This window comes from Micromonospora sp., assembly GCF_048594385.1.
Taxonomy (GTDB): domain Bacteria; phylum Actinomycetota; class Actinomycetes; order Mycobacteriales; family Micromonosporaceae; genus Micromonospora; species Micromonospora wenchangensis.
Map to the genome: position 1 here is coordinate 1 of NZ_JBMDWU010000341.1, position 21,422 is coordinate 21,422.

Annotated in this window: 23 protein-coding genes; 15 read left to right on the top strand and 8 right to left on the bottom strand. The window is 72.2% G+C overall.

The features are described 5' to 3' along the window. The first annotated feature begins 192 nt into the window (after positions 1-192). The 6 genes from ACOJTC_RS18260 to prcA all read left to right on the top strand — a co-directional run bounded on the left by ACOJTC_RS18260 (position 193) and on the right by prcA (position 6,522). Positions 193-2,262 (top strand): hypothetical protein, encoded by a 2,070-nt coding sequence (locus ACOJTC_RS18260; RefSeq protein ID WP_420117794.1) that lies wholly within the window; start codon positions 193-195, stop codon positions 2,260-2,262. 58 nt (positions 2,263-2,320) lie between these two features. After that, positions 2,321-3,838 carry a depupylase/deamidase Dop gene (dop, locus tag ACOJTC_RS18265; RefSeq protein WP_363655246.1) on the top strand — a complete coding sequence of 506 codons (1,518 nt, stop codon included), beginning with the start codon at positions 2,321-2,323 and terminating at the stop codon, positions 3,836-3,838. Between the two features lie 109 nt (positions 3,839-3,947). Then, positions 3,948-4,160, top strand: a complete 213-nt coding sequence (locus tag ACOJTC_RS18270; protein ID WP_302743503.1) for a ubiquitin-like protein Pup — start codon at positions 3,948-3,950, stop codon at positions 4,158-4,160. A gap of 21 nt (positions 4,161-4,181) precedes the next feature. Continuing rightward, positions 4,182-4,868 (top strand): endonuclease VII domain-containing protein, encoded by a 687-nt coding sequence (locus ACOJTC_RS18275; protein WP_420117795.1) that lies wholly within the window; start codon positions 4,182-4,184, stop codon positions 4,866-4,868. After that, positions 4,787-5,626 carry a proteasome subunit beta gene (prcB, locus tag ACOJTC_RS18280; protein WP_420117796.1) on the top strand — a complete coding sequence of 280 codons (840 nt, stop codon included), beginning with the start codon at positions 4,787-4,789 and terminating at the stop codon, positions 5,624-5,626. Before ACOJTC_RS18275 ends, prcB begins: the two co-directional genes overlap by 82 nt. A gap of 62 nt (positions 5,627-5,688) precedes the next feature. After that, positions 5,689-6,522 (top strand): proteasome subunit alpha, encoded by an 834-nt coding sequence (gene prcA, locus ACOJTC_RS18285; RefSeq protein WP_420117797.1) that lies wholly within the window; start codon positions 5,689-5,691, stop codon positions 6,520-6,522. Here prcA and ACOJTC_RS18290 read toward each other — a convergent pair. The 6 genes from ACOJTC_RS18290 to rfbB are packed head-to-tail and all read right to left on the bottom strand — an operon-like array spanning position 6,495 to position 11,901. Then, on the bottom strand, positions 6,495-7,607 hold the full coding sequence (locus ACOJTC_RS18290; RefSeq protein WP_420117798.1) for a glycosyltransferase family 2 protein: 1,113 nt from the start codon (positions 7,605-7,607) through the stop codon (positions 6,495-6,497). The two genes, prcA and ACOJTC_RS18290, sit on opposite strands and share 28 nt — an antisense overlap. Further along, positions 7,608-8,918 (bottom strand): lipopolysaccharide biosynthesis protein, encoded by a 1,311-nt coding sequence (locus ACOJTC_RS18295; protein ID WP_420117799.1) that lies wholly within the window; start codon positions 8,916-8,918, stop codon positions 7,608-7,610. It abuts the gene before it with no gap. Beyond that, the gene (locus ACOJTC_RS18300; protein WP_145920205.1) at positions 8,918-9,619 is read right to left on the bottom strand and encodes a glycosyltransferase family 2 protein; all 702 of its coding nucleotides are present in this window, start codon (positions 9,617-9,619) and stop codon (positions 8,918-8,920) included. The genes ACOJTC_RS18295 and ACOJTC_RS18300 overlap by 1 nt, the downstream gene beginning before the upstream one ends. Then, positions 9,612-10,019, bottom strand: coding sequence for a DUF2304 domain-containing protein (locus tag ACOJTC_RS18305; protein WP_145920204.1), 408 nt, complete (start codon positions 10,017-10,019; stop codon positions 9,612-9,614). The genes ACOJTC_RS18300 and ACOJTC_RS18305 overlap by 8 nt, the downstream gene beginning before the upstream one ends. Then, a complete protein-coding gene (gene rfbD / locus ACOJTC_RS18310) occupies positions 10,016-10,903 on the bottom strand; it encodes a dTDP-4-dehydrorhamnose reductase (protein WP_420117800.1) in 888 nt (295 codons plus the stop codon). The genes ACOJTC_RS18305 and rfbD overlap by 4 nt, the downstream gene beginning before the upstream one ends. Next, a complete protein-coding gene (rfbB, locus tag ACOJTC_RS18315; RefSeq protein WP_420117801.1) occupies positions 10,900-11,901 on the bottom strand; it encodes a dTDP-glucose 4,6-dehydratase in 1,002 nt (333 codons plus the stop codon). The genes rfbD and rfbB overlap by 4 nt, the downstream gene beginning before the upstream one ends. Positions 11,902-11,988: 87 nt before the next feature. Here rfbB and rfbA point away from each other — a divergent pair, with 87 nt between their 5' ends. The 4 genes from rfbA (at position 11,989) to ACOJTC_RS18335 (ending at position 15,206) form a co-directional block, all read left to right on the top strand. Next, positions 11,989-12,906 carry a glucose-1-phosphate thymidylyltransferase RfbA gene (gene rfbA, locus ACOJTC_RS18320; protein WP_204924397.1) on the top strand — a complete coding sequence of 306 codons (918 nt, stop codon included), beginning with the start codon at positions 11,989-11,991 and terminating at the stop codon, positions 12,904-12,906. After that, positions 12,903-13,511: a dTDP-4-dehydrorhamnose 3,5-epimerase family protein gene (locus ACOJTC_RS18325; protein WP_420117802.1), complete on the top strand. Its 609-nt coding sequence runs from the start codon at positions 12,903-12,905 to the stop codon at positions 13,509-13,511. The genes rfbA and ACOJTC_RS18325 overlap by 4 nt, the downstream gene beginning before the upstream one ends. An 83-nt stretch (positions 13,512-13,594) precedes the next feature. Next, entirely contained in the window at positions 13,595-14,953 is a 1,359-nt protein-coding gene (gene pafA, locus ACOJTC_RS18330) for a Pup--protein ligase (protein ID WP_420117803.1), read from the top strand. Between the two features lie 55 nt (positions 14,954-15,008). Further along, positions 15,009-15,206, top strand: a complete 198-nt coding sequence (locus ACOJTC_RS18335) for a hypothetical protein (RefSeq protein WP_088646859.1) — start codon at positions 15,009-15,011, stop codon at positions 15,204-15,206. A gap of 91 nt (positions 15,207-15,297) precedes the next feature. Here the strand turns inward: ACOJTC_RS18335 and ACOJTC_RS18340 are convergent, their stop codons facing one another. Further along, the gene (locus tag ACOJTC_RS18340; RefSeq protein ID WP_420117804.1) at positions 15,298-16,383 is read right to left on the bottom strand and encodes a DUF3866 family protein; all 1,086 of its coding nucleotides are present in this window, start codon (positions 16,381-16,383) and stop codon (positions 15,298-15,300) included. Positions 16,384-16,437: 54 nt separating this feature from the next. Then, a complete protein-coding gene (locus ACOJTC_RS18345; protein ID WP_420117805.1) occupies positions 16,438-17,508 on the bottom strand; it encodes a cation diffusion facilitator family transporter in 1,071 nt (356 codons plus the stop codon). A gap of 110 nt (positions 17,509-17,618) precedes the next feature. Between ACOJTC_RS18345 and ACOJTC_RS18350 the strand changes: the two genes are divergently transcribed. From ACOJTC_RS18350 to tatC, 5 genes are all read left to right on the top strand, one after another. Then, positions 17,619-18,617 carry a helix-turn-helix transcriptional regulator gene (locus ACOJTC_RS18350; RefSeq protein WP_420117806.1) on the top strand — a complete coding sequence of 333 codons (999 nt, stop codon included), beginning with the start codon at positions 17,619-17,621 and terminating at the stop codon, positions 18,615-18,617. Beyond that, positions 18,614-19,618 (top strand): helix-turn-helix transcriptional regulator, encoded by a 1,005-nt coding sequence (locus tag ACOJTC_RS18355; RefSeq protein WP_204924391.1) that lies wholly within the window; start codon positions 18,614-18,616, stop codon positions 19,616-19,618. The genes ACOJTC_RS18350 and ACOJTC_RS18355 overlap by 4 nt, the downstream gene beginning before the upstream one ends. Before the next feature lie 5 nt (positions 19,619-19,623). Further along, a complete protein-coding gene (locus ACOJTC_RS18360) occupies positions 19,624-19,872 on the top strand; it encodes a hypothetical protein (RefSeq protein WP_204924390.1) in 249 nt (82 codons plus the stop codon). Positions 19,873-20,086: 214 nt separating this feature from the next. Continuing rightward, positions 20,087-20,416: a Sec-independent protein translocase subunit TatA gene (gene tatA, locus ACOJTC_RS18365; protein WP_377686548.1), complete on the top strand. Its 330-nt coding sequence runs from the start codon at positions 20,087-20,089 to the stop codon at positions 20,414-20,416. An 18-nt stretch (positions 20,417-20,434) separates the two neighbouring features. Next, positions 20,435-21,388, top strand: a complete 954-nt coding sequence (gene tatC, locus ACOJTC_RS18370) for a twin-arginine translocase subunit TatC (RefSeq protein WP_420117807.1) — start codon at positions 20,435-20,437, stop codon at positions 21,386-21,388. Positions 21,389-21,422 lie beyond the last annotated feature (34 nt).

Here is a 21,422-nt window from a genome sequence, read left to right on the forward strand (position 1 = left end):
GAACCCACCACCCCCCCACAAACCCCCCCCAACACACCTCCCCCCCCCCCCGGGGGCCCCCCCCCCCACCGCCGGCGCGGCCCCGCGCGTCTGCGTCACCCACTGTTAACCGCGCCACCCCGCGTGGGACGGGTGGAATGCCGGACTCGTCGTTAGACTTCCCCCACCGCGTAGTCGACTCCGAGGAACCGCGTGCCGCCCGAGCTCTCCGTCGCCGATCCGCCGCTGTCCCCGGCGCTGGATCGCACGCCCCCCACCGTCCCGACGGCCCCGAGGGGCCGCCGCTGGCGGTGGATACCCCTTCTGCTGGCCGCCCTCGTCGCCGCCTGGGCCGTGCCCCTCGCCGGGCACGCCCTGCACCGGGAGTGGCTGCTCCCGCCGGTCGTCCTGGTCGCCACGGCCAGCCTGCTACGCGGTGGCCGCACCCTGCTCGACCGGTTGATGCTCGCGCTCGGCCTGCTGCTCGGCCTGACCGCGATCGCCGGCCTGGTCTTCCCGGTCTGGCCCTGGGGGATGCGGCCGGTGCCGCTGACCGGGATCGCCCTCACCGCGCTGGCCCTCGCCGCCGCCGCGCTGCGCCGCCGACCCCGGCTGCCCCGACCCGGCTGGGTCGACCTGTTCCCGCTGGCCGGCGCCGCCGCCATGGTGGTCTACCTGCGGCAGCCCTGGCAGCGCGCCGCCGACCTCGCCGACCGGCTCACCGTCCTCGGCACGGGCGAGGACAACTGGCGGCACCTGGCACTGTTCGACGCCATGGGCCGCCTCGAGGGCTACACCTTCGTCGACCCGGCCGCCGCCCGGGAGCAGATCACCGCCCAGCTCATCTACTACCCGCAGGGCTGGCACCTGGTCACCGCCCTGCTCGACGGTTTCCTGACCCCCACCGGGCCGCGCGTCGACGCCCTCGTCGCCCACTACTTCGGCTGGACCATCGCCGGCTTCGGACTGTTCACCCTCGTGCTGATCTGGGCGGCCCAACGGCTGGCCGGCCCGATCCACCTGCTGCACCGCACCGTGCTCACCGTGGTCGTCGGCGCGCTGGTGCTCGGCACCCAACTGCCCCGCCTGCTCAACGCCGGCTACCCCACCGAGGTGCTCGGGCTGACCCTCACCGTCCTGATCGCCACCCTGGTCGCCCGGCCCGTCCCCGGCACCCGGGAACAGGTCGTGCTGCTGTGCGCACTGCTCGCCGCCGTCGGGTTCACCTACTACCTGTTCCTGCCGGCCGCCGCCGTCCTGGTCCTGTGCTGGGTGCTCACCCACTGGCGGGAGGCGCTGCGCCGCTGGTTCACCGTGCTGACGGTCGGCCTGGCCGGGGCCGCGCTCGCCCTGATCGCCCCGCTGCTCGGCGTGCTACGGGCCGGGCAGACCGAGGCGTTGGTCATCGGCTCGTCCCAGGCCGTCGAGGGCTGGCGGGCGCTGATCTGGCTCGGCGGGATCGTCGGAGTGGCCCTGCTCGTGCAGATCGCCCGCACCGACCCGGCCTGGCGACGCTGGCTGCTGGTCGGCGTCGTCGGGGTGGCCCTGCCGCTGACCATCGCGCAGATCAACACCAACGCCGGGGTGGCACCGGGCTACTACTTCGTCAAGGGCACCCACCTGGCCACCGCGCTGCTCATCGTCGGCACCGCCGCGGTGGTCCGGTTGCTGCCGGTGCCCCGGCCCGGCCTGAGCTGGCGCGGGGTCGGCAGCACCACGGCCGGGGTGCTCGCCGCCGCCCTCACCATGACGGTCGCGGTGGCGCTGTGCGGCGTCACCGGCTGGCACCGCAGCCTGCTGGTGGTCGACGAGCAGACCTGGGCGCAGCGCTGGGTCCACCAGGACCTCACCCTGCCGTCCCGGGTTGCCTGGGTGTGCGCCGACGCCCAGCAGCGCTACCCGGAGGTCCCGGGGACCACCACCCTGATCATCGACCGGGGGCCGGTGCGCTCCTATCTCATCTCGCTGTGCCTGTCGGCGCTGCACGGCACCACCGCCGCCACCGACCCCGGCATCTACAGCCTGCCGTTCCTCGAACCGGACCGCACCGACATCATCGTGCGCCGGGTGGCCGGCCCGGTCCGGTTCATCACCTCCGATCCCAAGGGGGAGCGCCGGGTGCACCGGATGCTGCGCGACGAACCCGCGCTGCGGCACCGGTTGAGCTGGGTGCCGCTGACCGTCCCCGAGTGCGACGTGGCCCCCTCCGACGAGCCGCCCCCGCCGACCCCGGAGACGGCGACACCCGACCCGGCCGAGGCGGCATGCCCCCTTCCCCGGTGAGGCGGACTACGCTCGACGTGACGGCGGACCGGGTGAGGCGAGCGGAGCGGGTAGGTCGATGAGCGTCAGAAGGATCATGGGCACCGAGGTCGAGTACGGGATCTCCGTGCCCGGCCAGGCCGGAGCAAACCCGATGGTCACCTCGTCGCAGGTGGTCAACGCGTACGGCGCGCGCCCGGAACTCAACCGGGGCGGCCGGGCCCGCTGGGACTACGAGGAGGAGTCGCCGCTGCGCGACGCCCGCGGGTTCACCTACTCCGGGGCCGCCTACGACCCGGCGGAGGCGCTCGCCGACGAGGATCTCGGCCTGGCCAACGTGATACTCACCAACGGCGCCCGGCTCTACGTCGACCACGCCCACCCGGAATACTCCACACCCGAGGTGACCAACCCCCTCGACGTGGTGCGGTGGGACAAGGCGGGGGAGCGGGTGATGGCCGAGGCGGCCCGGCGGGCGGCCACCATCCCCGGCACCCAGCCGATCCACCTCTACAAGAACAACACCGACAACAAGGGTGCCAGCTACGGCGCCCACGAGAACTACCTGATGCGGCGGCAGACCCCGTTCGCCGACATCGTGGCGTACCTGACGCCGTTCTTCGTGACCCGGCAGATCGTCTGCGGCGCGGGCCGGGTCGGCATCGGGCAGGACGGCGGGCAGAGCGGCTTCCAGATCTCCCAGCGGGCGGACTTCTTCGAGGTCGAGGTGGGGCTGGAGACCACCCTCAAGCGGCCGATCATCAACACCCGCGACGAGCCGCACGCCGACGCCGACAAGTACCGCCGGTTGCACGTCATCATCGGCGACGCCAACCTGTCGGAGATCTCCACCTATCTCAAGGTGGGCACCACCGCGCTGATCCTCACCATGATCGAGGAGAAGGCGCTCGGTGCCGACCTGGGCATCGCCGACCCGGTCGCCGAGTTGCGGGCGGTCAGCCACGACCCGTCCCTGACCCATCGGATGCGGCTGCGTGACGGCCGGCGACTGACCGCCCTGGACCTCCAGTGGGCCTACTACGAGCGGGCCCGTTCCTTCGTGGACGAGCGGTACGGCGCGGACGCCGACGCGCAGACCCTGGACGTGCTGGAGCGCTGGGAACGGGTGCTGGACCGGCTGGGCCGGGACGTGTTCCTCTGCGCCGACGAGTTGGACTGGGTGGCCAAGCTACGGCTGCTGGAGGGCTACCGGGAGCGGGAGAAGCTGGGCTGGGGCTCGCACAAGCTCCAACTGGTCGACCTCCAGTACTCCGACGTCCGGCCGGAGAAGGGCCTCTACCACCGGCTGGTGACCCGGGGCTCGATGAAGACCATGCTGGACGACGAGCAGACCCGCCGGGCGATGACCGAGCCGCCGGAGGACACCCGGGCCTACTTCCGGGGCCGCTGCCTGGCCCAGTACGCCTCCGAGGTGGTCGCGGCGAGCTGGGATTCGGTGATCTTCGACGTGGGGCGGGAGTCGCTGGTCCGGGTACCGATGATGGAACCGGAGCGGGGCACCCGCAAGCACGTGGGCGCGCTGTTCGACAGGTGCGACACCGCCAAGGACCTGCTGGAGACGTTGACCGGCGGCTGACCCGACCGGTGACGGTGGCCCGTCGTGCGTCGGATGCCGGCGCGCGGCGGGCTTTTCGTCGCCTCCGCGAGGTAAGTTCATCGCAGACGATCGTGGAGGAGGCAGCGAGATGGCTTCACAAGAGGGCGGCCAGACCCAGTCGGGCAAGTCGCACCAGGCCGAGGAGATCGACGACGTCACCACCGAGGTCAACCCCGAGGTCGCCGAGCGGCACGCCGAGATCACCGAGGACGTCGACGACCTGCTCGACGAGATCGACTCGGTCCTGGAGGAGAACGCCGAGGAATTTGTCAGGGGTTATGTACAAAAAGGAGGTCAGTGAACAAATCGGCTCAAAACGGACATGCCGCTCCCGCTGGATGACCAGAACGGCCGTCGTCGTTGCCGCGACTGCGGGGAATGGAAGCCGCTCGTTGAGTTCTGTGCGAGCAGCAAGCGTCCCAGCGGTCGTGGCAGCTACTGCAAGCCTTGCTTCAACACCCGTTCGAAAGCCAGTTACACCAAACGGATCAGGGAGCAGCATGGTCGAGAGGTGAGGGCCACCCGGGAAGTTCCGGAAGGTCATCGCTTCTGCGCCGACTGTGGAACCGTCAAGCCTGTGGTCGACTTTCCCCGTAACCGGGCCGACAGTACGGGCTATGCCACGTACTGCAAGCCCTGTCACAACAGCCGGACAAGGGAAGTCAGGCAGCGGCTCTACGGCGGCAGTCGCGAGTACCACCTGCGCCGCCGCCGCGGGATCGGCGAAAAGGAGTTCCAGGAGCTTCTGGCCGAGCAGGGCGGCGTCTGCGCCGTCTGTGGCGCGGAAGATCCTCAACATGTGGACCACGATCACCGCACCGGATGGGTGCGCGGGATACTCTGCTTCAACTGCAACGGTGGTCTTGGCCAGTTCCGTGACAGTCCCACGAGGCTGGCCAGGGCGATCACGTACCTGAGAGGAACCACGTGGCAGCGGGCTTTGATCCATCCGGGCGTCTACCAGATGTGTTCACCAACGCGGGGACGTCCTCCTTCACCTCGTTTCTGAGCAGGGTGGCCCCCGAGATGCTGCCCGGCCGACGGCCGCTGCCGCCGGGCATGGCCGCCGACCTGGCACCCCACGCCACCACCATCGTGGCCATCTCGGCCACCGGGGGCGTGGTGCTGGCCGGCGACCGCCGGGCCACCATGGGCAACCTGATCGCGCAGCGCGACATCGAGAAGGTGCACCCCGCCGACGCGTACTCGCTTGTCGGCATCGCCGGCACGGCGGGCATCGGCATCGAGCTGATGCGCCTGTTCCAGGTCGAGCTGGAACACTACGAGAAGATCGAGGGCGCGATGCTCTCCCTCGACGGCAAGGCCAACCGGCTCGCCGCGATGATCCGCGGCAACCTCGGCGCCGCCATGCAGGGGCTCGCGGTCGTCCCGCTGTTCGCCGGGTTCGACCTGGCCGCCCGGGATCCCGCCCGGGCCGGGCGGATCTTCAGCTTCGACGTCACCGGCGGCCCCTACGAGGAGACCGGCTACGACGCGATCGGCTCCGGCTCGCTGTTCGCCAAGTCGGCGTTGAAGAAGCGTTACCGGGCCCGCCTGTCCGTCGACGACGCGACCCGGCTCGCCGTCGAGGCGCTCTACGACGCCGCCGACGACGACACGGCCACCGGCGGACCGGATCTGACCCGGCGGATCTACCCGGTGGTGATGACGGCGACCGCTGAGGGCACCCACCGGCTCACCGAGGCCGAGACGGCCACCATCGCCGAGGCCGTCGTCGCCGGGCGGATGGAGAACCCGGGCGGCTGACGCCGTCCCCACCCCCCAGCAGCCCCAGTCGTCAGCACAGCGCCAGAAGGAGAACCGCCGCCGTGGCCATGCAGTTCTACGCCTCGCCCGAGCAGATCATGCGCGACCGCTCCGAGCTGGCCCGCAAGGGCATCGCCCGGGGGCGCAGCGCGGTGGTCCTGAGTTACACCGGCGGGGTGCTCTTCGTCGCGGAGACCCTCTCCAGCGCCCTGCACACGGTCAGTGAGATCTACGACCGGCTCGGCTTCGCCGCCGTCGGCCGGTACAACGAGTTCGAGAACCTGCGCCGCGCCGGGGTACGGATGGCCGACCTGAACGGCCTGAGCTACGACCGGCGCGACGTGACCGGCCGGGCGTTGGCCAACGCGTTCGCGCAGACCCTCGGCGCGATCTTCACCGAGCAGTCCAAGCCGTTCGAGGTGGAGATCTGCGTGGCGCAGGTCGGCGCCACGGCCGACGAGGACGAGCTGTACCGGCTCACCTACGACGGCTCGGTCAACGACGAGCCGGGCCGGATGGCGATGGGCGGTCAGGCCGAGGCGATCACCGGTGTGCTCAAGTCCGAGCACCGCCCCGACATGTCGCTCAGCGAGGCGGTCAGGGTGGCCATGAAGGCGCTGAGCAGCGTCGGCGGCGAGGGTGGTGCGGCCCGGACGATCGCCCCCAACCAGCTGGAGGTGGCGGTCCTGGACCGCAACCGGGTGGGGCGTACCTTCCGGCGGATCACCGGCGCGGCGCTCACCGCGCTGCTGGAGGGTGACGCGGCAGGTGACGCCGCGCCGGCCGACGGCCGGGCCGCGACCCCGACGGTCCCGACGGAGGAGGCGCACAAGCCCACCACCTCGGCCGGCTCGGCCGACCTGGAGGGTCAGCCCCAGGAGAAGCCGGAAGCCTGACGCGGACGCGGACAGGGGGCCGGGGTGCGAAACCCGGCCCCCTGGCGGGTCGACGGTCCGCGGGTGCGCAGCAGCGGCTTTGCCAGTGCCCAGTAGCCGGCGGCGATGACGTTGAAGATGCCCATGCCGGGCGGCGACTCGACGTTCGACGGGTCGACCTTGGCGGTCATCAGCTCGGCGATGATCCCGTCGGGGACCATCCGCTCCTGCTGGAGCTGTCGACGTCGGGCCCGCACCCAGGCCCGGTTGGTCCACAGCCAACCCCAGCCGCGCGTCTTCTCCCGCACCCAGCCGCCGAGCAGCGCGGCCACCAGCATCGCCGCCTCGGTGAGCAGCAGCATCGGGGCGAGCACCACCAGCGTCCGCGTCTCGTACGCGGTGAGCAGCGAGATCAGCCGGTTGCGTTCCAGCAGGTAGTGCTTGAGCTTGTTGCGGGAGAACTCGTAGTGGTGCACCACCACGGCGTCCGGGACGTACTCCTGGCGCAGTCCGCGCTGCCACAGCCGCAGGCTGATCTCGGTGTCCTCGTGGTAGGCGAAGTATTCGGCGGCGAAGCCGTCCAGCTCCCGCCAGAGCGCCCGGTTGATCACGAAGCAGCAGCCGCTGATGGACGGCACCGTGGTCCGTCGGGCGTGCGCGCTGGCGGGCTGGCCATTGCCACCGGCCCAGGACAGCCCGATGTAGTGCAGCGGGTTGCCGGAGGTGTTGATCAGGTCGGGGTTCTCGGCGAGCCGGATCGAGGCCATCACCGCGCCCACGCCCGGCTCACCGGCCACCGCCACCGTCCGGGCCAGCGCGTCGGGGGCGACGACGGCGTCGGAGTTGACGAAGGCCAGCCACTCACCGGTGGCCTCGGCGGCACCGACCCGGCAGCCGCCGGAGTAGCCGGTGTTCTCCTCCGGCCGGACCACCCGTACCCCGGCGAAGCCCTTGACCACGTCGATGCCGTCACCGGTGCAGCCGTTGTCGACCACGATCAGCTCGATCTCGACGCCGGTGCTGGCCAGCACGGCGCGGGCGGCGTCGACGAGGTAGGGCTCGGCGCCGTAGGCGAGCATCACCGCGGACACCTGGGGGCGGGACATCTACAGACCTCCGGAGACGCCGGTGGCCACCACGTCGTCGAGCGGCCGGCCGGGGGTGGGGGTGGCCGGGCGGGTGCCCCGGCGCAGCAGCAGGACGGCCATGGTGGCGGCCACCACGACGGAACCGACGGCGTAGGCCAGTTCGACGCGGAGCGCGACCGGGGCCGGGACGACCGTGACGGCGAGCAGGGCGGCCACCCCGATCGTCCAGGAGACGGCCTGGGCGCGGTGCCGGTCGAGGGCGAGCAGGGCCTGGCCGAGCACCATCGCCCACAGGTAGGCCAGGGTGCCGACGGCCAGCCAGGCGAAGTCGCCGTGGCCGAGCACGCCGGGGGCGTCGAAGAGCCGTTGCACGAGCCACGGGCCGAGCGCCACCGCGCCGATCGCGCCGGCGACGCCGAGGGCGGTGACCACGCCGAGCGCCCGGCGCAGCAGGCCGTGGAAGCCGGCGATGTCGCCGGTGGTGGCGGTGGTTGCCAGGCCGGGCAGCAGCGACGCCTGCATCGAGCCGAAGACGAACAGCGGGATGCGTACCAGCACCAGGGCGGAGAGCAGCGCGCCGGCGGTGGCCACGTCGGCCGGGTCGATCAGCCGGGCGTTGATCACGCCGACGTTGACCACGACCTGGGAGAGCAGGCTGGAGACCGTGAGCAGGCCGAGGCCGCGCAGCAGGGTGCCCCAGGCCACCGGGAGGCCGCCGCCGACGGCCCGCAGCACCGGCGGGAGGGTCACCAGCACCGACAGCAGCGGGGCGACGACCAGCACCGCGCCGTACCAGACGGGGTCGGTGACGCCGCTGACGCCGAGCCCGGCGACCAGCGCGATACGCAGCCCCCCGTCGACGCCGAGCTGGGTGCCGTACCAGGGGAAGAGTTGCAGGCCGGACAGCACGCCCCGGGTGGTGTAGGCGACGGCCATCGCGACCAGTGCGCCGATCAGCACGGCGACCATGGTGCCGTCACCGGCGAACAGCCGGTCGGTGAGCGCCTGGTAGCCGGCCAGGGTGGCAACGACCAGCAGCGTCAGCACGGCGGCGGCGACGACCGCCCCCCGGGCCAGCACCGGCCCCGGGGGGAGCCCCTGGCTGCGGCGGGCGGCGACGACCCGGGCCACCTCCTGCTCGACGGGGATGAACACGCCGATGCCGAGGGTGAACACGATCGACCAGAGCACCGACAGCGAGGAGTAGTCGGCGAGGTCGAGGGCGTGCCCGGCCACCGCGAGGTGCACGTAGGAGGCGAGCCCGAGCAGGGCGAGCCCGCCTCCGACGGCGAGGGTGCCGGGCGGGACGAGGTTGAGCAGCCGCCGCATCACCGGCGGATGAGCGCCAGCGTGAGCACCGCGAAGGCCCGGCCCAGGTAGATCATCGCCTTGGCGGGGGAGTGGCTGGGGGTGCCCGCCATCCGCTTGCGCATCGCCACCGGCACCTGACGGATGCGGTAGCCGCGCCGGGCGGTGTGCACCAGGGTCTCCACCGTGTCGCCGAGGTACTCCGCCGGGTACCAGCCGGCGAACATCTCGATGACCCGCCGGTTGGCGGCCCGGAACCCGGAGGTGGTGTCGGTCAGCCGGGTCTTGGCGACCCGGGAGAGCACCCCGGACAGCATGACCATCGCCCAGCGGCGGGGCCCGCGCACCGAGTAGTCGCCCTCGCCGGCGAACCGGGCGCCGATGACCAGGTCGTTGTCGTCGAGCAGGTCGACCAGCTTGGGCACGTACCGGGGGTCGTGCTGGCCGTCGGCGTCGATCTGGATCGCCACGTCGTAGTCGTTGTCCCGGGCGTAGCGGTAGCCGAGGCGCATCGCGCCGCCCACCCCGAGGTTGTACGGCAGCTTCGCGACCCGGGCACCGGCGGCGGCGGCCACCGCGGCGGTCCGGTCGGTGGAGCCGTCGTCGACCACCAGCACGTCGACGCCGGGCAGTTCGCCCCGGACCTCGCCGACCACGTCGGCGATCGACCCGGACTCGTTGAGCGCCGGGATGATGATCAGGACACGCTTGCCGTTAACCATCGTGGGACACCAGTTCGTCTCGGGTGGCTGCGGTGACCTGCGCGCCGTCGGCGAGCCGGGCGGCGCGCTCCGCGTCGATCTGCGCGCGGAGCAGGGCGAAGTCCTCGGCCAGGGTGCGGGTCTCCTCCTCCAGCGCGCTGACCTCCCAGCTCAGGTGCACGCAGACCAGCAGCAGGAAGACGATGCCGAGGAAGAGCACGAGGCTGACGCCGGAGACCACGCCGAAGAAGCCGGCCACGTTGTCCAGCAGGCGGGGGAACAGCGACAACGGGATGACGATGACCAGCACGCCGAGCCAGAGCATGCCGTACTTCTCGCGGAGCTGCCGGCGGCGCAGCAGCTCGACGATGGTGGCGAGCAGGATCAGGCCGGTCAGACCGGTGACGAGGGTGAGCTTCATGCGACCTTCCACGGGGCGGGTGCAGTCGGGGAGGCGAAGGCGTCGGACAGCACGTCGTGCCAGTCCGGCAGCGGGGGCAGGCCGGCCTCGGCCCACCGGTCGTGCCCTAGCACACTGTACGCGGGTCGTGCGGCCGGACGCGGAAACCGGTCGCTGGTGGTGGGTCGGACCCGGTCCGGGTCGAGCCCGGCCAGCGTGAAGGCGGCGCGGGCCAGCCCGTACCAGGTGGTCTGGCCGGTGCAGGTGCCGTGGTAGGTCCCGGCGGGGGCACGTCCGGCCAGGGCCGCGTCGACGAGCGCCACCAGCCGGGTGGCCAGCGCGTACGACCAGGTGGGCTGGCCCTGCTGGTCGTCGACCACGTCGAGGTGCTCCCGGGTGGCGGCCAGGCCGAGCATGGTGGTGACGAAGTTGCGGCCGTGTGCCCCGTAGAGCCAGGCGGTCCGCACCAGGTAGCCGGTTTCGGGGAGGAATCGGACCACGGCCCGCTCCCCGGCGAGCTTGCTGCGGCCGTAGGCGTTGATCGGGTCGGTGGGGGCGTCCTCGGCGTACGGGGTGTCGGCGTCGCCGGCGAAGACGTAGTCGGTGGAGACGTGCACCAGTCGTGCGCCGTGCTCGGCGCAGGCGCGGGCCAGGTGGGCCACCGCGTCGCCGTTGACCGCGGTCGCCGCCGCCTCGTCGCGTTCCGCCCCGTCGACGTCGGTCCACGCGGCGGTGTTGAGCACCACGTCGTGTCCGGCGACGGCGGCCCGGACCGCCTCGGCGTCGGTGACGTCGAGGTCGGCGCGGGTGGCGGCGGTCACCGTGAGGTCGCCCCGGGTGGCCAGCACCGCCAGCAGGTCCCGGCCGAGCATGCCGCCCGCGCCGGTGACGAGCACCCGGGTCATGCGTCCGACGCCTTCTTCAGCGGCTCCCACCAGGCCCGGTTGTCCCGGTACCAGGCGACGGTCCGGGTCAGGCCCTCGTCGAGGTCGATGCTCGGGGCGTACCCCAGCTCGGTGTTGATCTTGCTGATGTCCAGCGAGTAGCGGCGGTCGTGACCCTTGCGGTCGGCGACCGGGACGACCCGGTCCCAGCCGGCGTCGCACGCCTCCAGCAGCCGCCCGGTCAGCTCCTTGTTGCTCAACTCGGTGCCGCCGCCGATGTGGTAGACCTCGCCGGAGCGCCCGGCGTGCGCCACCATCGCGATGCCCCGGCAGTGGTCGTGCACGTGCAGCCAGTCCCGGATGTTGCCGCCGTCGCCGTAGAGCGGCACGGTGCCCCCGTCGAGCAGGTTGGTCACGAACAGCGGGACGACCTTCTCCGGGAACTGGTACGGCCCGTAGTTGTTGGAGCAGCGGGTGACCACCACGTCCATCCCGTGGGTCCGGTGGTAGGCCAGCGCCAGCAGGTCGGAACCGGCCTTCGAAGCCGAGTACGGCGAGTTCGGGGCCAGCGGCCAGGTCTCCGTCCAGGAGCCGGAGTCGATCGAGCCGTACACCTCGTCGGTGGAGACGTGCACGAACCGGCCGGTGCCGTGCCGCAGCGCCGCGTCCAGCAGGGTCTGGGTGCCCAGCACGTTGGTGGTGACGAACGGCGCGGCACCTTCGATCGACCGGTCGACGTGCGACTCGGCGGCGAAGTGCACGATCACGTCCTGGCCGGCGACGACCTCGTCGACGGTCGCCGGATCGCAGATGTCGCCCCGGACGAACCGCAGCCGGGGGTCGTCGCGCACCGGGGCGAGGTTGTCCAGGTTGCCGGAGTAGGTCAGCTTGTCCAGCACGGTCACCGTGGTGGGCTCGACGGCGGGCACCCCGGACGCGTCGCCGCCGGGTACGCCCAGCAGCATCCGTACGTACTCCGACCCGATGAATCCGGCTCCGCCGGTGACGAGAATCCTCACGGGGACGGAAGTGTACGCGCACCGGCCCGCTGTCCCGGGGACATGACCCCGGTGTCCGGTTCGCGCCGGTCCCGGTAGGCTCCCCCGGTGCGTGGAATCCTTCTCGCTGGTGGCACCGGGTCCCGGCTGTGGCCGATCACCCGGGCGGTGTCCAAGCAGCTGATGCCGATCTTCGACAAGCCGATGGTCTACTACCCGCTGTCGACGCTGGTGATGTCCGGGGTGCGGGAGATCCTCGTGATCACCACCCCGGAGGACCAGGACCAGTTCCAGCGGCTGCTCGGCGACGGCAGCCAGTGGGGGCTGCGGCTGGAGTACGTCGCCCAGGCCCGTCCGGAGGGCATCGCGCAGGCGTTCGTGCTCGGCGCGGACTTCATCGGCGACGACTCGGTGGCGCTGGTGCTGGGTGACAACATCTTCCACGGCGTCGGCCTCGGCCGGCAGTTGGCCGACAACGGCGACCTCGTCGGCGGCCGGGTCTTCGCCTACCCGGTGGCCAACCCGCAGGCGTACGGCGTGGTCGACTTCGACGCCGACGGCCGGGTGCTGTCGATCGAGGAGAAGCCGGCCCGGCCGAAGTCCCGCTACGCGGTGCCCGGCCTGTACTTCTACGACAACCGGGTGGTCGAGATCGCCGGCAAGCTCACCCCGAGCGCCCGGGGCGAGCTGGAGATCACCGCGGTCAACGAGGCGTACCGGGAGGCCGGTGAGCTGTCGGTGACCGTGCTGGACCGGGGCACCGCCTGGCTGGACACCGGCACGTTCACCTCGATGATGCAGGCCGGCGAGTTCGTCCGGGTGATCGAGGAACGGCAGGGCATGAAGATCGGCTGCGTCGAGGAGGTCTGCTGGCGGGCCGGCCTGCTCGACGACGACCAGCTCCGCGCGCTGGCCGAGCCGCTGACCAAGAGCGGTTACGGTGACTACCTGCTGGGCCTGCTGGCCGACAAGCACGACGAGGCGGTGCTGCGCGCGGCACAGTCGTCAACGGAGGGAGTGCGGTGAAGATTCGCCCGCTGAGCATCGAGGGCGCCTGGGAGGTCACCCCGCAGCAGCACGGCGACCCGCGCGGCCTGTTCATGGAGTGGTACCGGTTCGACCACCTCGCCGAGGCGGTCGGCCACCCGCTGCGGCTGGCCCAGGCCAACCTGTCGGTCTCCGGCCGGGACGTGGTGCGCGGCATCCACTTCGCCGACGTCCCGCCCGGCCAGGCCAAGTACGTCACCTGCGTCCGCGGCGCGGTGCTCGACGTGGTGGTGGACCTGCGGACCGGCTCGCCGACCTTCGGCCGCTGGGAGGGCGTCCGGCTCGACGACACCGACCGGCGGGCGGTCTACCTGGCCGAGGGGCTGGGGCACGGCTTCTGCGCGTTGACCGACGACGCGACCCTGAGCTACCTCTGTTCGACCACCTACAACCCGACCGGGGAACACGCGGTGCACCCGCTCGACCCGGAGTTGGGCATCGAGTGGCCGGTCGAGGTGCCGCAACTGTCCGCCCGGGACGCGGCGGCACCGACGTTCGCGCAGGCCCGGGCGGCGGGAATGCTGCCGGATCACGCCGCCTGCCAGGCGTTCGTGGCCGGGTTGGGGCCGGCCGGGGCGGCGTAGCCGGACGGGATCCGGGCGACCGGAGCACACTACCTGTGCTGTGACAGTGACGAACCGACCCTCCGGGCGGCTAGTGTCACATCATGGAGCGGCGAATCTTCGGCCTCGAGACCGAGTACGGCGTCACCTGCACCTATCGCGGGCAGCGGCGGCTGTCCCCAGACGAGGTCGCCCGGTACCTGTTCCGCCGGGTGGTGTCGTGGGGACGGTCGAGCAACGTGTTCCTGCGCAACGGGGCCCGGCTCTACCTGGACGTCGGGTCGCACCCGGAGTACGCCACTCCGGAGTGCGACTCGGTCACAGACCTGGTCGCCCACGACCGGGCCGGTGAACGCATCCTGGAGGGCCTGCTCGTCGATGCGGAGAAGCGGCTGCACGACGAGGGCATCGCGGGTGAGATCTACCTGTTCAAGAACAACACCGACTCGGCCGGCAACTCGTACGGCTGCCACGAGAACTACCTGGTGTCCCGGCACGGTGAGTTCGGCCGGCTCGCCGACGTGCTCATCCCGTTCCTGGTCACCAGGCAGTTGATCTGCGGCGCCGGCAAGGTGTTGCAGACCCCGCGCGGAGCGGTCTACTGCCTGTCCCAGCGGGCCGAGCACATCTGGGAGGGCGTCTCCTCGGCGACCACCCGCAGCCGGCCGATCATCAACACCCGCGACGAGCCGCACGCCGACGCCGAGCGCTACCGGCGGCTGCACGTCATCGTCGGCGACTCCAACATGAACGAGGTCACCACGCTGCTCAAGGTCGGCTCGGCCGACATCGTGCTGCGGATGATCGAGGCGGGCGTGGTGATGCGCGACCTGTCGCTGGAGAACCCGATCCGGGCCATCCGGGAGGTGTCGCACGACATCACCGGCCGGCGCAAGGTGCGCCTCGCCTCCGGCAAGGAGGTCAGCGCCCTGGAGATCCAGCAGGAGTACCTGGCGCGGGCCACCGAGTTCGTGGAGCGTCGCGGCGGCGACCAGACCGCCAAGCGGGTGGTGGAGCTGTGGGGCCGGGTGTTGAACGCGGTGGAGAGCGGCAACCTGGACCCGGTGGCCCGGGAGATCGACTGGGTGAGCAAGCTTCGCCTGATCGAGCGCTACCAACGCAAGCACGACCTGCCGCTGTCGCACCCCCGGGTGGCGCAGATGGACCTGGCCTACCACGACCTGCGCCGGGGCCGGGGCCTGTACGGACTGCTGGAGCGGCGCGGCCAGGTGGACCGGGTGGCCACCGACCCGGAGATCTTCGAGGCCAAGGAGACCCCGCCGCAGACCACCCGGGCCCGGCTGCGCGGCGAGTTCATCAGGCACGCCCAGGAGAAGCGGCGCGACTTCACCGTCGACTGGGTGCACCTGAAGCTCAACGACCAGGCGCAGCGCACCGTGCTCTGCAAGGACCCGTTCCGGGCGTACGACGAGTGGGTGGAGCGGTTGATCGCGAGCATGTGACCAGGGGGCCGGCGGTCGGTGACGGCCGCCGGCCCACCGGTACGCTGGCGGGGCGATGAACGATTCCGAATCCGCCGACCGCGAGCGCGGCGACACCCAGCGGCTCAACTGGATCGACCGCCGTCGGGCGAAGATCCGCGACGAGATCGCCCGCAACCGCCGGGGCGAGTACACCGTGCCGACCTGGGTGCTGACCGTGGCGCTGGTCGTCATCGTGGTCGGCTGGCTCGCATTGATCTTCCTGGTCGGCTGACACCGTTCCGGCCCCGGCATCCGGTGCGACGGCGGCCACCGGATGCCGGTGCCGGTGGCGCAGACCGCGCTACCGGGTGGTGCCGGCCGGGTCAGCCGAGCAGCGCGGCGGCGTGCCGGCCGGCGGCCGCCGCCGCGAGGAAGTAGGCCTGGTCGGCGTCCAGACCACGGCCCATCGTGGACAGTCGCACCGGCAGGGCCCGTAGCGCGGCGTCCAGGCCGGTGGTGTCGACCCGGACCAGGGTGTGCCGGTCGGCCAGCGGGGCCAGCGCGGCGTCCACCCGGGCCGCCAGCTCCGGCGGCAGGCCGGCCGGCACCACCAGCTCCGCCGGGGCCAGCGCCACCCGGCCGTACGCGGTGAGGCTGTGGTGTGACACCCCCTGGTGCCGGGGGCGGGCGTCGGCGTCGGAGATCCGCAGCGACCCGACCGGCCGGCCACCCAGCACCGCCACCGCGTTGACCGCCTCGCCGACGGCGACGCCGGAGAACCCCCACCGGGTGCCGGTGCCCAGGTTGCCCGGCCCCTGCGCGACGATCGCCACGTCGGCGCGGAGCACGTGCCGGGCGGCCAGCAGGCCGGTGTGCAGGGTGGCCGCCTCCAGGTCCCCGCCGAACGCCTGCCCGACGCTGACCGTGCCGACCAGCGCGTCACGCAGCCCGTCGAGGGTGCGGGAGAACCAGGCCGGCAGCGCACCGCCGTCGGTGAGCAGGTACGCCACCCGGGCCCCGGGGGAGTCGGCGTGGATGCCGGCGAGGATGGCCGGCAGGGCGGAGTGCAGGTCGGCGGTGACCACCGGCAACCCGTCCAGGTCGTCGACGGCGGCGAGCAGCGCGTGGTGCGGCGACGCCTCCTCGTCGACCCCGAGCATGATCGGCTGCAACGGGGTGTACCGGGCCTTGACCAGGTGCCCGGCGTCGCGGGTGTCGCCGGCCTGCGGCGGGTCGACGGGCAGCCGGTCGGGCAGGGCGACCACCAGGGCGTATCCACCGGTGCCGAGGCCCATCAGCAGCGCTCCGGCGTTGAGCAGCACCCGGTCGCCGGGGACGGGGTCGCCGACCAGTTCCGGATAGGCCAGCGCGCGCATGGTGGCCCCGTCGGGCAGGGCGACGTCGAGTTCCACCGCGCCGGCCCACCGTCGCCGTACCGCCGTGACCGTCCCGGACCGCCATCGCACCATGCCCGGCACGCTATCGCCGGCCGCCCGGCCGGCCGCGTGCGGGGCCGCCTGCGGTCAGCGCCGGCCGTCGGCCTCCTGATCGGACGGCCCGTCGGGCGGGCGCGCGTCGGCGGCCGGGCCGGGGTACGCCGTGTCGAGCGGGGCGTCGCGCACCGGGCCGGGCTCCTGCTGGGTCCGCCGGGCGTGGCGGCCGGCGCCGGGCAGGGACCGGGTGGGGTCGAGGAAGACGTACCCGATCTCCGGGTAGCGGTCGGTGAGCCGCCGTTCGGCCTCGTCGGCGTCGGCCTCGATGTCGGCCCCGGTCGCCTCGTCCCGGAAGTCGACCTTGGCGGCCACCAGGATGTCGTCCGGGCCGAGCTGCATGGTCAGCAGCGTGTCGACCCGGTCCACCGTCGGCAGGCCGGCCAGCTCGCGTTCGATCTCGTGGTGCAGCCGTTCGGGCACCGCCCGGCCGACCAGCAGCGAGATGTTGCTCTTGGCCAGAATGGCGGCGACGACGAGCAGCAGCAGGCCGATCAGGATCGAGGCGACACCGTCGAACAGTTCGTCGCCGGTCCACTGCGACAGGCCCAGCCCGACCCCCGCGATGAGCAGGCCGATCAGGGCGGCGCTGTCCTCCAGGAACACCGCCTTGACGGTGGTGTCGGCGGTCAGCCGCAGGAACCGGCGCGGGGTGGTCCCCCAGCGGCGGGACTCGCCGCGTACCTGGCGTACCGCGCGGGCCAGCGACACCGACTCGATGGCGAAGGAGACCGCCAGCACCACGTACGAGATCAGGTAGTCGCCGCTGTGCTCGTGCACCAGGATGGTGGTCACACCGTGGGTGATCGCGAAGCCGGCACCCGCCACGAAGGTGAACAGCGCGGCCAGGAACGCCCAGACGTAGCTCTCCTTGCCGTACCCGAACGGGTGCCGGACGTCGGCGGGCCGGGCCCCCCGGCGCAACGCCAGGTAGAGCAGCACCTCGGTGGTGGTGTCGGCGACCGAGTGGGCCGCCTCGGAAAGCATCGCCGCCGATCCGGAAACGATCCCGGCGACCAGTTTCGCCACCGCGATGGCGAGGTTCGCCGCCCCGGCCACCACCACCGTGCCGACGCTCTCGCTGTTGCCTTCGGCCTCCGCCATGCGGTCACCGTAAGTCCGCCGGGCCGCCTGCGCTGGGCGGCGGGGTGTCCGTCACGCCACACCCCGCGCGGGTGCACGGGTATCCCGCCCGGGCTGCTAGCGTTCACCCCGTGTCGCGGAGTCGTACCGAACGCCTGGTCAACCTGGTGATCTGTCTGCTGTCCACCAGGCGGTTCCTGACCGCCGCGCAGATCGCCGCGACCGTGCCCGGCTACGAACACGATCCGGACGACGCCCGGGAACACGAGGCGTTCCAGCGCAAGTTCGAGCGGGACAAGGCGGAACTGCGCGAGCTGGGGGTGCCGCTGGAGACCGGGACGGCCAGCGTGTTCGACACCGAGCCCGGCTACCGGATCGCCCACCGGGAGTACGCTCTGCCTGACATTCCGCTCGAACCGGACGAGGCCGCCGCGGTGGGTATCGCCGCCCGGTTGTGGCAGCACGCCGGGCTGGCCGCCGCCGCCTCCTCGGGGCTGGCCAAGCTGCGCGCGGCCGGCGTGGACGTCGACCCGCAGGCCACCCTGGGGCTGGAGCCGATGGTCACCGTCGATCCGGCGTTCGCCCCACTCACCGCCGCGGCCCGGGACCGCCGCGAGGTCACCTTCGACTACCGGGTCCCCGACCGGGACGCGCCGACCCGCCGCCGGCTGCAGCCGTGGGGCGTGGTCTGCTGGCGGGGCCGCTGGTACGTCGTGGGCCACGACCGGGACCGGGCGGCGACGCGTTGCTTCCGGCTGTCCCGGGTGACCGGCGCGGTCCGGGTCACCGGTGCGCCCGGCGGCTACGAGCCACCGGCCGGCGTCGACCTGATCTCGCACGTGGCCACCTGGTCCGGGCCGGTCGAGCGGACCGGCCGGGCCACCGTGCTGGCCACCCACGGGCGGGCCGCCGGGCTGCGCCGGTGGGCGGTGCAGAGCGTGCCCGGCCCCGACGGCGACCGGCTGGTGCTGCCGTACGCCGATCCGGAGTCGCTGGCCGGTCAGCTCGTCGGCTACGGCCCCGACGTCCGGGTCCTGGAGCCACCCGAGGTACGCGACGCGGTGATCCAACGGCTCAAGGAGATCGCCGCCCGGCACGACGAGCTGGCCGTGGCCGGGGGTGCCCGGTGACCCGCCCCGCCGCGCGCACCTCCGCCGACCGGCTGGCCCGGCTGCTGAACCTGGTGCCCTACCTGCTGGCCCGACCGGGCATCGAGATCGCCGAGGCGGCCGGCGACCTGGGCGTCACCGAACGGCAACTGCGGGAGGACCTGGAGTTGCTCTGGGTCTGCGGGCTGCCCGGCTACGGCCCGGGTGACCTGATCGACATGGCCTTCGACGGCGACCGGGTGACCATCACCTACGACGCCGGCATCGACCGGCCGCTGCGGCTCACCCCGGACGAGGCGCTGGCCCTGGTGGTGGCGCTGCGGATGCTCGCCGAGACCCCCGGGGTGGCCAACCGGGAGGCCGTCGAACGGGCCCTGGCCAAGATCGAGAACGCGGCCGGTGACCTGGTCGGCGCGCCGGTGGCCGTCCGGCTGCCCGGCGAGAGTCAGCGGGTGCAGGAACTGCGGGCCGCGGTCGAGCGGCGGCGGGCGCTGCGGATCACCTACTACACCGCCGCCCGGGACGAGAGCACCGACCGTGTCATCGACCCGCTGCGGATGCTGATGGTCGACGGCCGGGCGTACGTCGAGGCGTGGTGCCGCCGCGCCGAGGCGGTCCGGTTGTTCCGGGCCGACCGGATCGACGCGGTGGTCGAGCTGGACGAGCCGGCCGTGGTGCCGCCGCAGGCCCGCCCGCACGACCTGCGGCAGGGGGTGTTCCAGCCGTCACCGGACCTGCCGCTGATCACCCTGCGGATCGGCCGGGGCGAGCGGTGGATCACCGAGTACTACCCGTGCGAGCGGGTCGAGGTCGACGGCGACCACTGGAGGGTGTCGCTGCGGGTGACCGACCTCGACTGGGCCCGCCGCTTCGTGCTCGGGCTCGGCCCGGACGTCACCGTCCTCGCCCCGGTCGAGCTGGCGACCCAGGTACGCGCCCAGGCCACCGCCGCGTTGGAGGCGTACGCGACGCCCGGCGGCCTCGGCCTGCCCGGCGGGCGCGGTGACGTGCCGGTAGGCTGACCGCCGTGGTGAAGTGGATCGTTCTGGCGGTGCTGCTGTTCGCGCTGGTCGTGTTGGCCCTGGCGGTCCGTCCGGTGCTGGTGCGACTGCCCCGGCTGCGCCGGGCGGCGATGGCGTTGCAACGTCGCCAGGCCGAGGCCGAGACGCTGCGGCACAGCGCCGAGGCGTTGCAGGAACGGGCCGAGGTGCTGCAACGGCAGACCGAGACGACCCAGCAGCGGCTCGAACTGATCAAGGCCAAGCGCGGGAGTTGATCGACAGCGGTCGGTGGGCGACCCGCCCGGGGCCCGTCCGGAGTCCGTTTCACGCAGCTCTGCACCCGTCCAGGTGGTTGACGGGACACTCGCAGGTGGTCAAGACTTCACCGGCCGGGCCGCATCAGCGGTGGCCCGGCGGGTGGCAGCAGCCCGTCACGCACGTACGATGGGCTTCGACACACCCTTCGACACAGAGCGACTGGAGCTTCCCATGGGTGCCCTCAAGCCGTGGCACATCGCCGTACTCGTGGTCGTGCTGATCCTGCTGTTCGGTGCGAAGCGGCTCCCCGACGCGGCCCGCTCGCTCGGCCGTTCGCTGCGGATCATCAAGGCGGAGACCAAGAGCCTGGCCGACGACGACCGCGACCTGGCCGAGAAGGCCGACGCGCAGGCCGGCTACCAGCCGCTGCCGCCCCAGCAGCAGCCCGTGCAGCAGCAGCCGTACGCGCCGCAGCCCCAGCAGCAGTACGCCCCGCCGCAGGCTCCGCAGCAGCCGCTCGCCCCGCCGGTCGACCCGGTGCAGCGCGTCCGCGACAACTGACCGAAGGGCCCGATCACCGTGGCCTTCGCGCTCCGTAAACGTGGCCCCAGCACCTTCGAACGGGCCTCCGACGGTTCCATGACCCTGATGGAGCATGTCCGCGAGCTGCGGAACCGGCTGTTCCGCGCCTCGCTGGCGATCCTGGTCGGCTTCGGCTTCGGTATCTGGCTGGCGACGCCGGTCCGGGTACTGCTCTCGAAGCCGTACTGCGACCTGCCTCAGGCAAAGGACCCGGATACCGGGCTGTGTAAGTTCGTCCAGCTCGGCGTTGCCGATGTCTTCCTGCTCAATCTGAAGATCGGCCTTTGGGTCGGGTTGATCATCGCGGCGCCGGTCTGGCTCTACCAACTCTGGGCGTTCATCGCGCCGGGTCTGCACCGGCACGAGCGGCGGTACGCGTACATCTTCACGACGCTCGCCGCGCCGCTGTTCGCGGCCGGCGCGGTGCTGGCCTTCTTCGTCACCACCAAGGGCCTGGAGTTCCTGCTCGACATCTCCGGTGGCGACATCTCCACCACCCTGGAGGTCACCCGCTACATCTCGTTCGTCACCAACCTGATCCTGTTGTTCGGGGTGGCGTTCGAGTTCCCGCTGGTGGTGCTGATGCTCAACTTCGTCGGGTTGGCCAGCGCCCGGAAGCTGCTGAGCTGGTGGCGGATTGCGGTCTTCGTGTTCTTCGCCTTCTCCGCCGTGGTGACGCCCACCCCCGACCCGTTCGGCATGACCGCGCTGGCGATCTGCCTCTGCGCGCTCTACTTCGCCGCAGTCGGCGTGGCGTTCATCAACGACCGGCGCAAGGGGCGGCGTAAGGAGTCCTACGCGGGGTTGAGCGACGACGAGGTGTCGCCGCTGGAGTTGGACGACGACCCGGTGGTGGCCACGCCGGAGCTGGAGTTGTCCGAGCCGGTGCACGCCTCCGAGCCGGTCGCCCCGCCCAAACCGATCGACCGCCGCTACGACGACATGACCTGACCGCCGGGCCATCCGCACCACCCGACGCCGCCGC

Bases quoted from the DNA above. Each gene is read 5' to 3' on its own strand.
- dop (WP_363655246.1), top strand. From the start codon at position 2,321: ATGAGCGTCAGAAGGATCATGGGCACCGAGGTCGAGTACGGGATCTCC.
- ACOJTC_RS18270 (WP_302743503.1), top strand. From the start codon at position 3,948: ATGGCTTCACAAGAGGGCGGCCAGACCCAGTCGGGCAAGTCGCACCAG.
- ACOJTC_RS18275 (WP_420117795.1), top strand. From the start codon at position 4,182: ATGCCGCTCCCGCTGGATGACCAGAACGGCCGTCGTCGTTGCCGCGAC.
- ACOJTC_RS18290 (WP_420117798.1), bottom strand. From the start codon at position 7,607: ATGTCCCGCCCCCAGGTGTCCGCGGTGATGCTCGCCTACGGCGCCGAG.
- ACOJTC_RS18295 (WP_420117799.1), bottom strand. From the start codon at position 8,918: ATGCGGCGGCTGCTCAACCTCGTCCCGCCCGGCACCCTCGCCGTCGGA.
- ACOJTC_RS18300 (WP_145920205.1), bottom strand. From the start codon at position 9,619: ATGGTTAACGGCAAGCGTGTCCTGATCATCATCCCGGCGCTCAACGAG.
- ACOJTC_RS18305 (WP_145920204.1), bottom strand. From the start codon at position 10,019: ATGAAGCTCACCCTCGTCACCGGTCTGACCGGCCTGATCCTGCTCGCC.
- rfbD (WP_420117800.1), bottom strand. From the start codon at position 10,903: ATGACCCGGGTGCTCGTCACCGGCGCGGGCGGCATGCTCGGCCGGGAC.
- pafA (WP_420117803.1), top strand. From the start codon at position 13,595: ATGGAGCGGCGAATCTTCGGCCTCGAGACCGAGTACGGCGTCACCTGC.
- ACOJTC_RS18335 (WP_088646859.1), top strand. From the start codon at position 15,009: ATGAACGATTCCGAATCCGCCGACCGCGAGCGCGGCGACACCCAGCGG.
- ACOJTC_RS18340 (WP_420117804.1), bottom strand. From the start codon at position 16,383: ATGGTGCGATGGCGGTCCGGGACGGTCACGGCGGTACGGCGACGGTGG.
- ACOJTC_RS18345 (WP_420117805.1), bottom strand. From the start codon at position 17,508: ATGGCGGAGGCCGAAGGCAACAGCGAGAGCGTCGGCACGGTGGTGGTG.
- tatA (WP_377686548.1), top strand. From the start codon at position 20,087: ATGGGTGCCCTCAAGCCGTGGCACATCGCCGTACTCGTGGTCGTGCTG.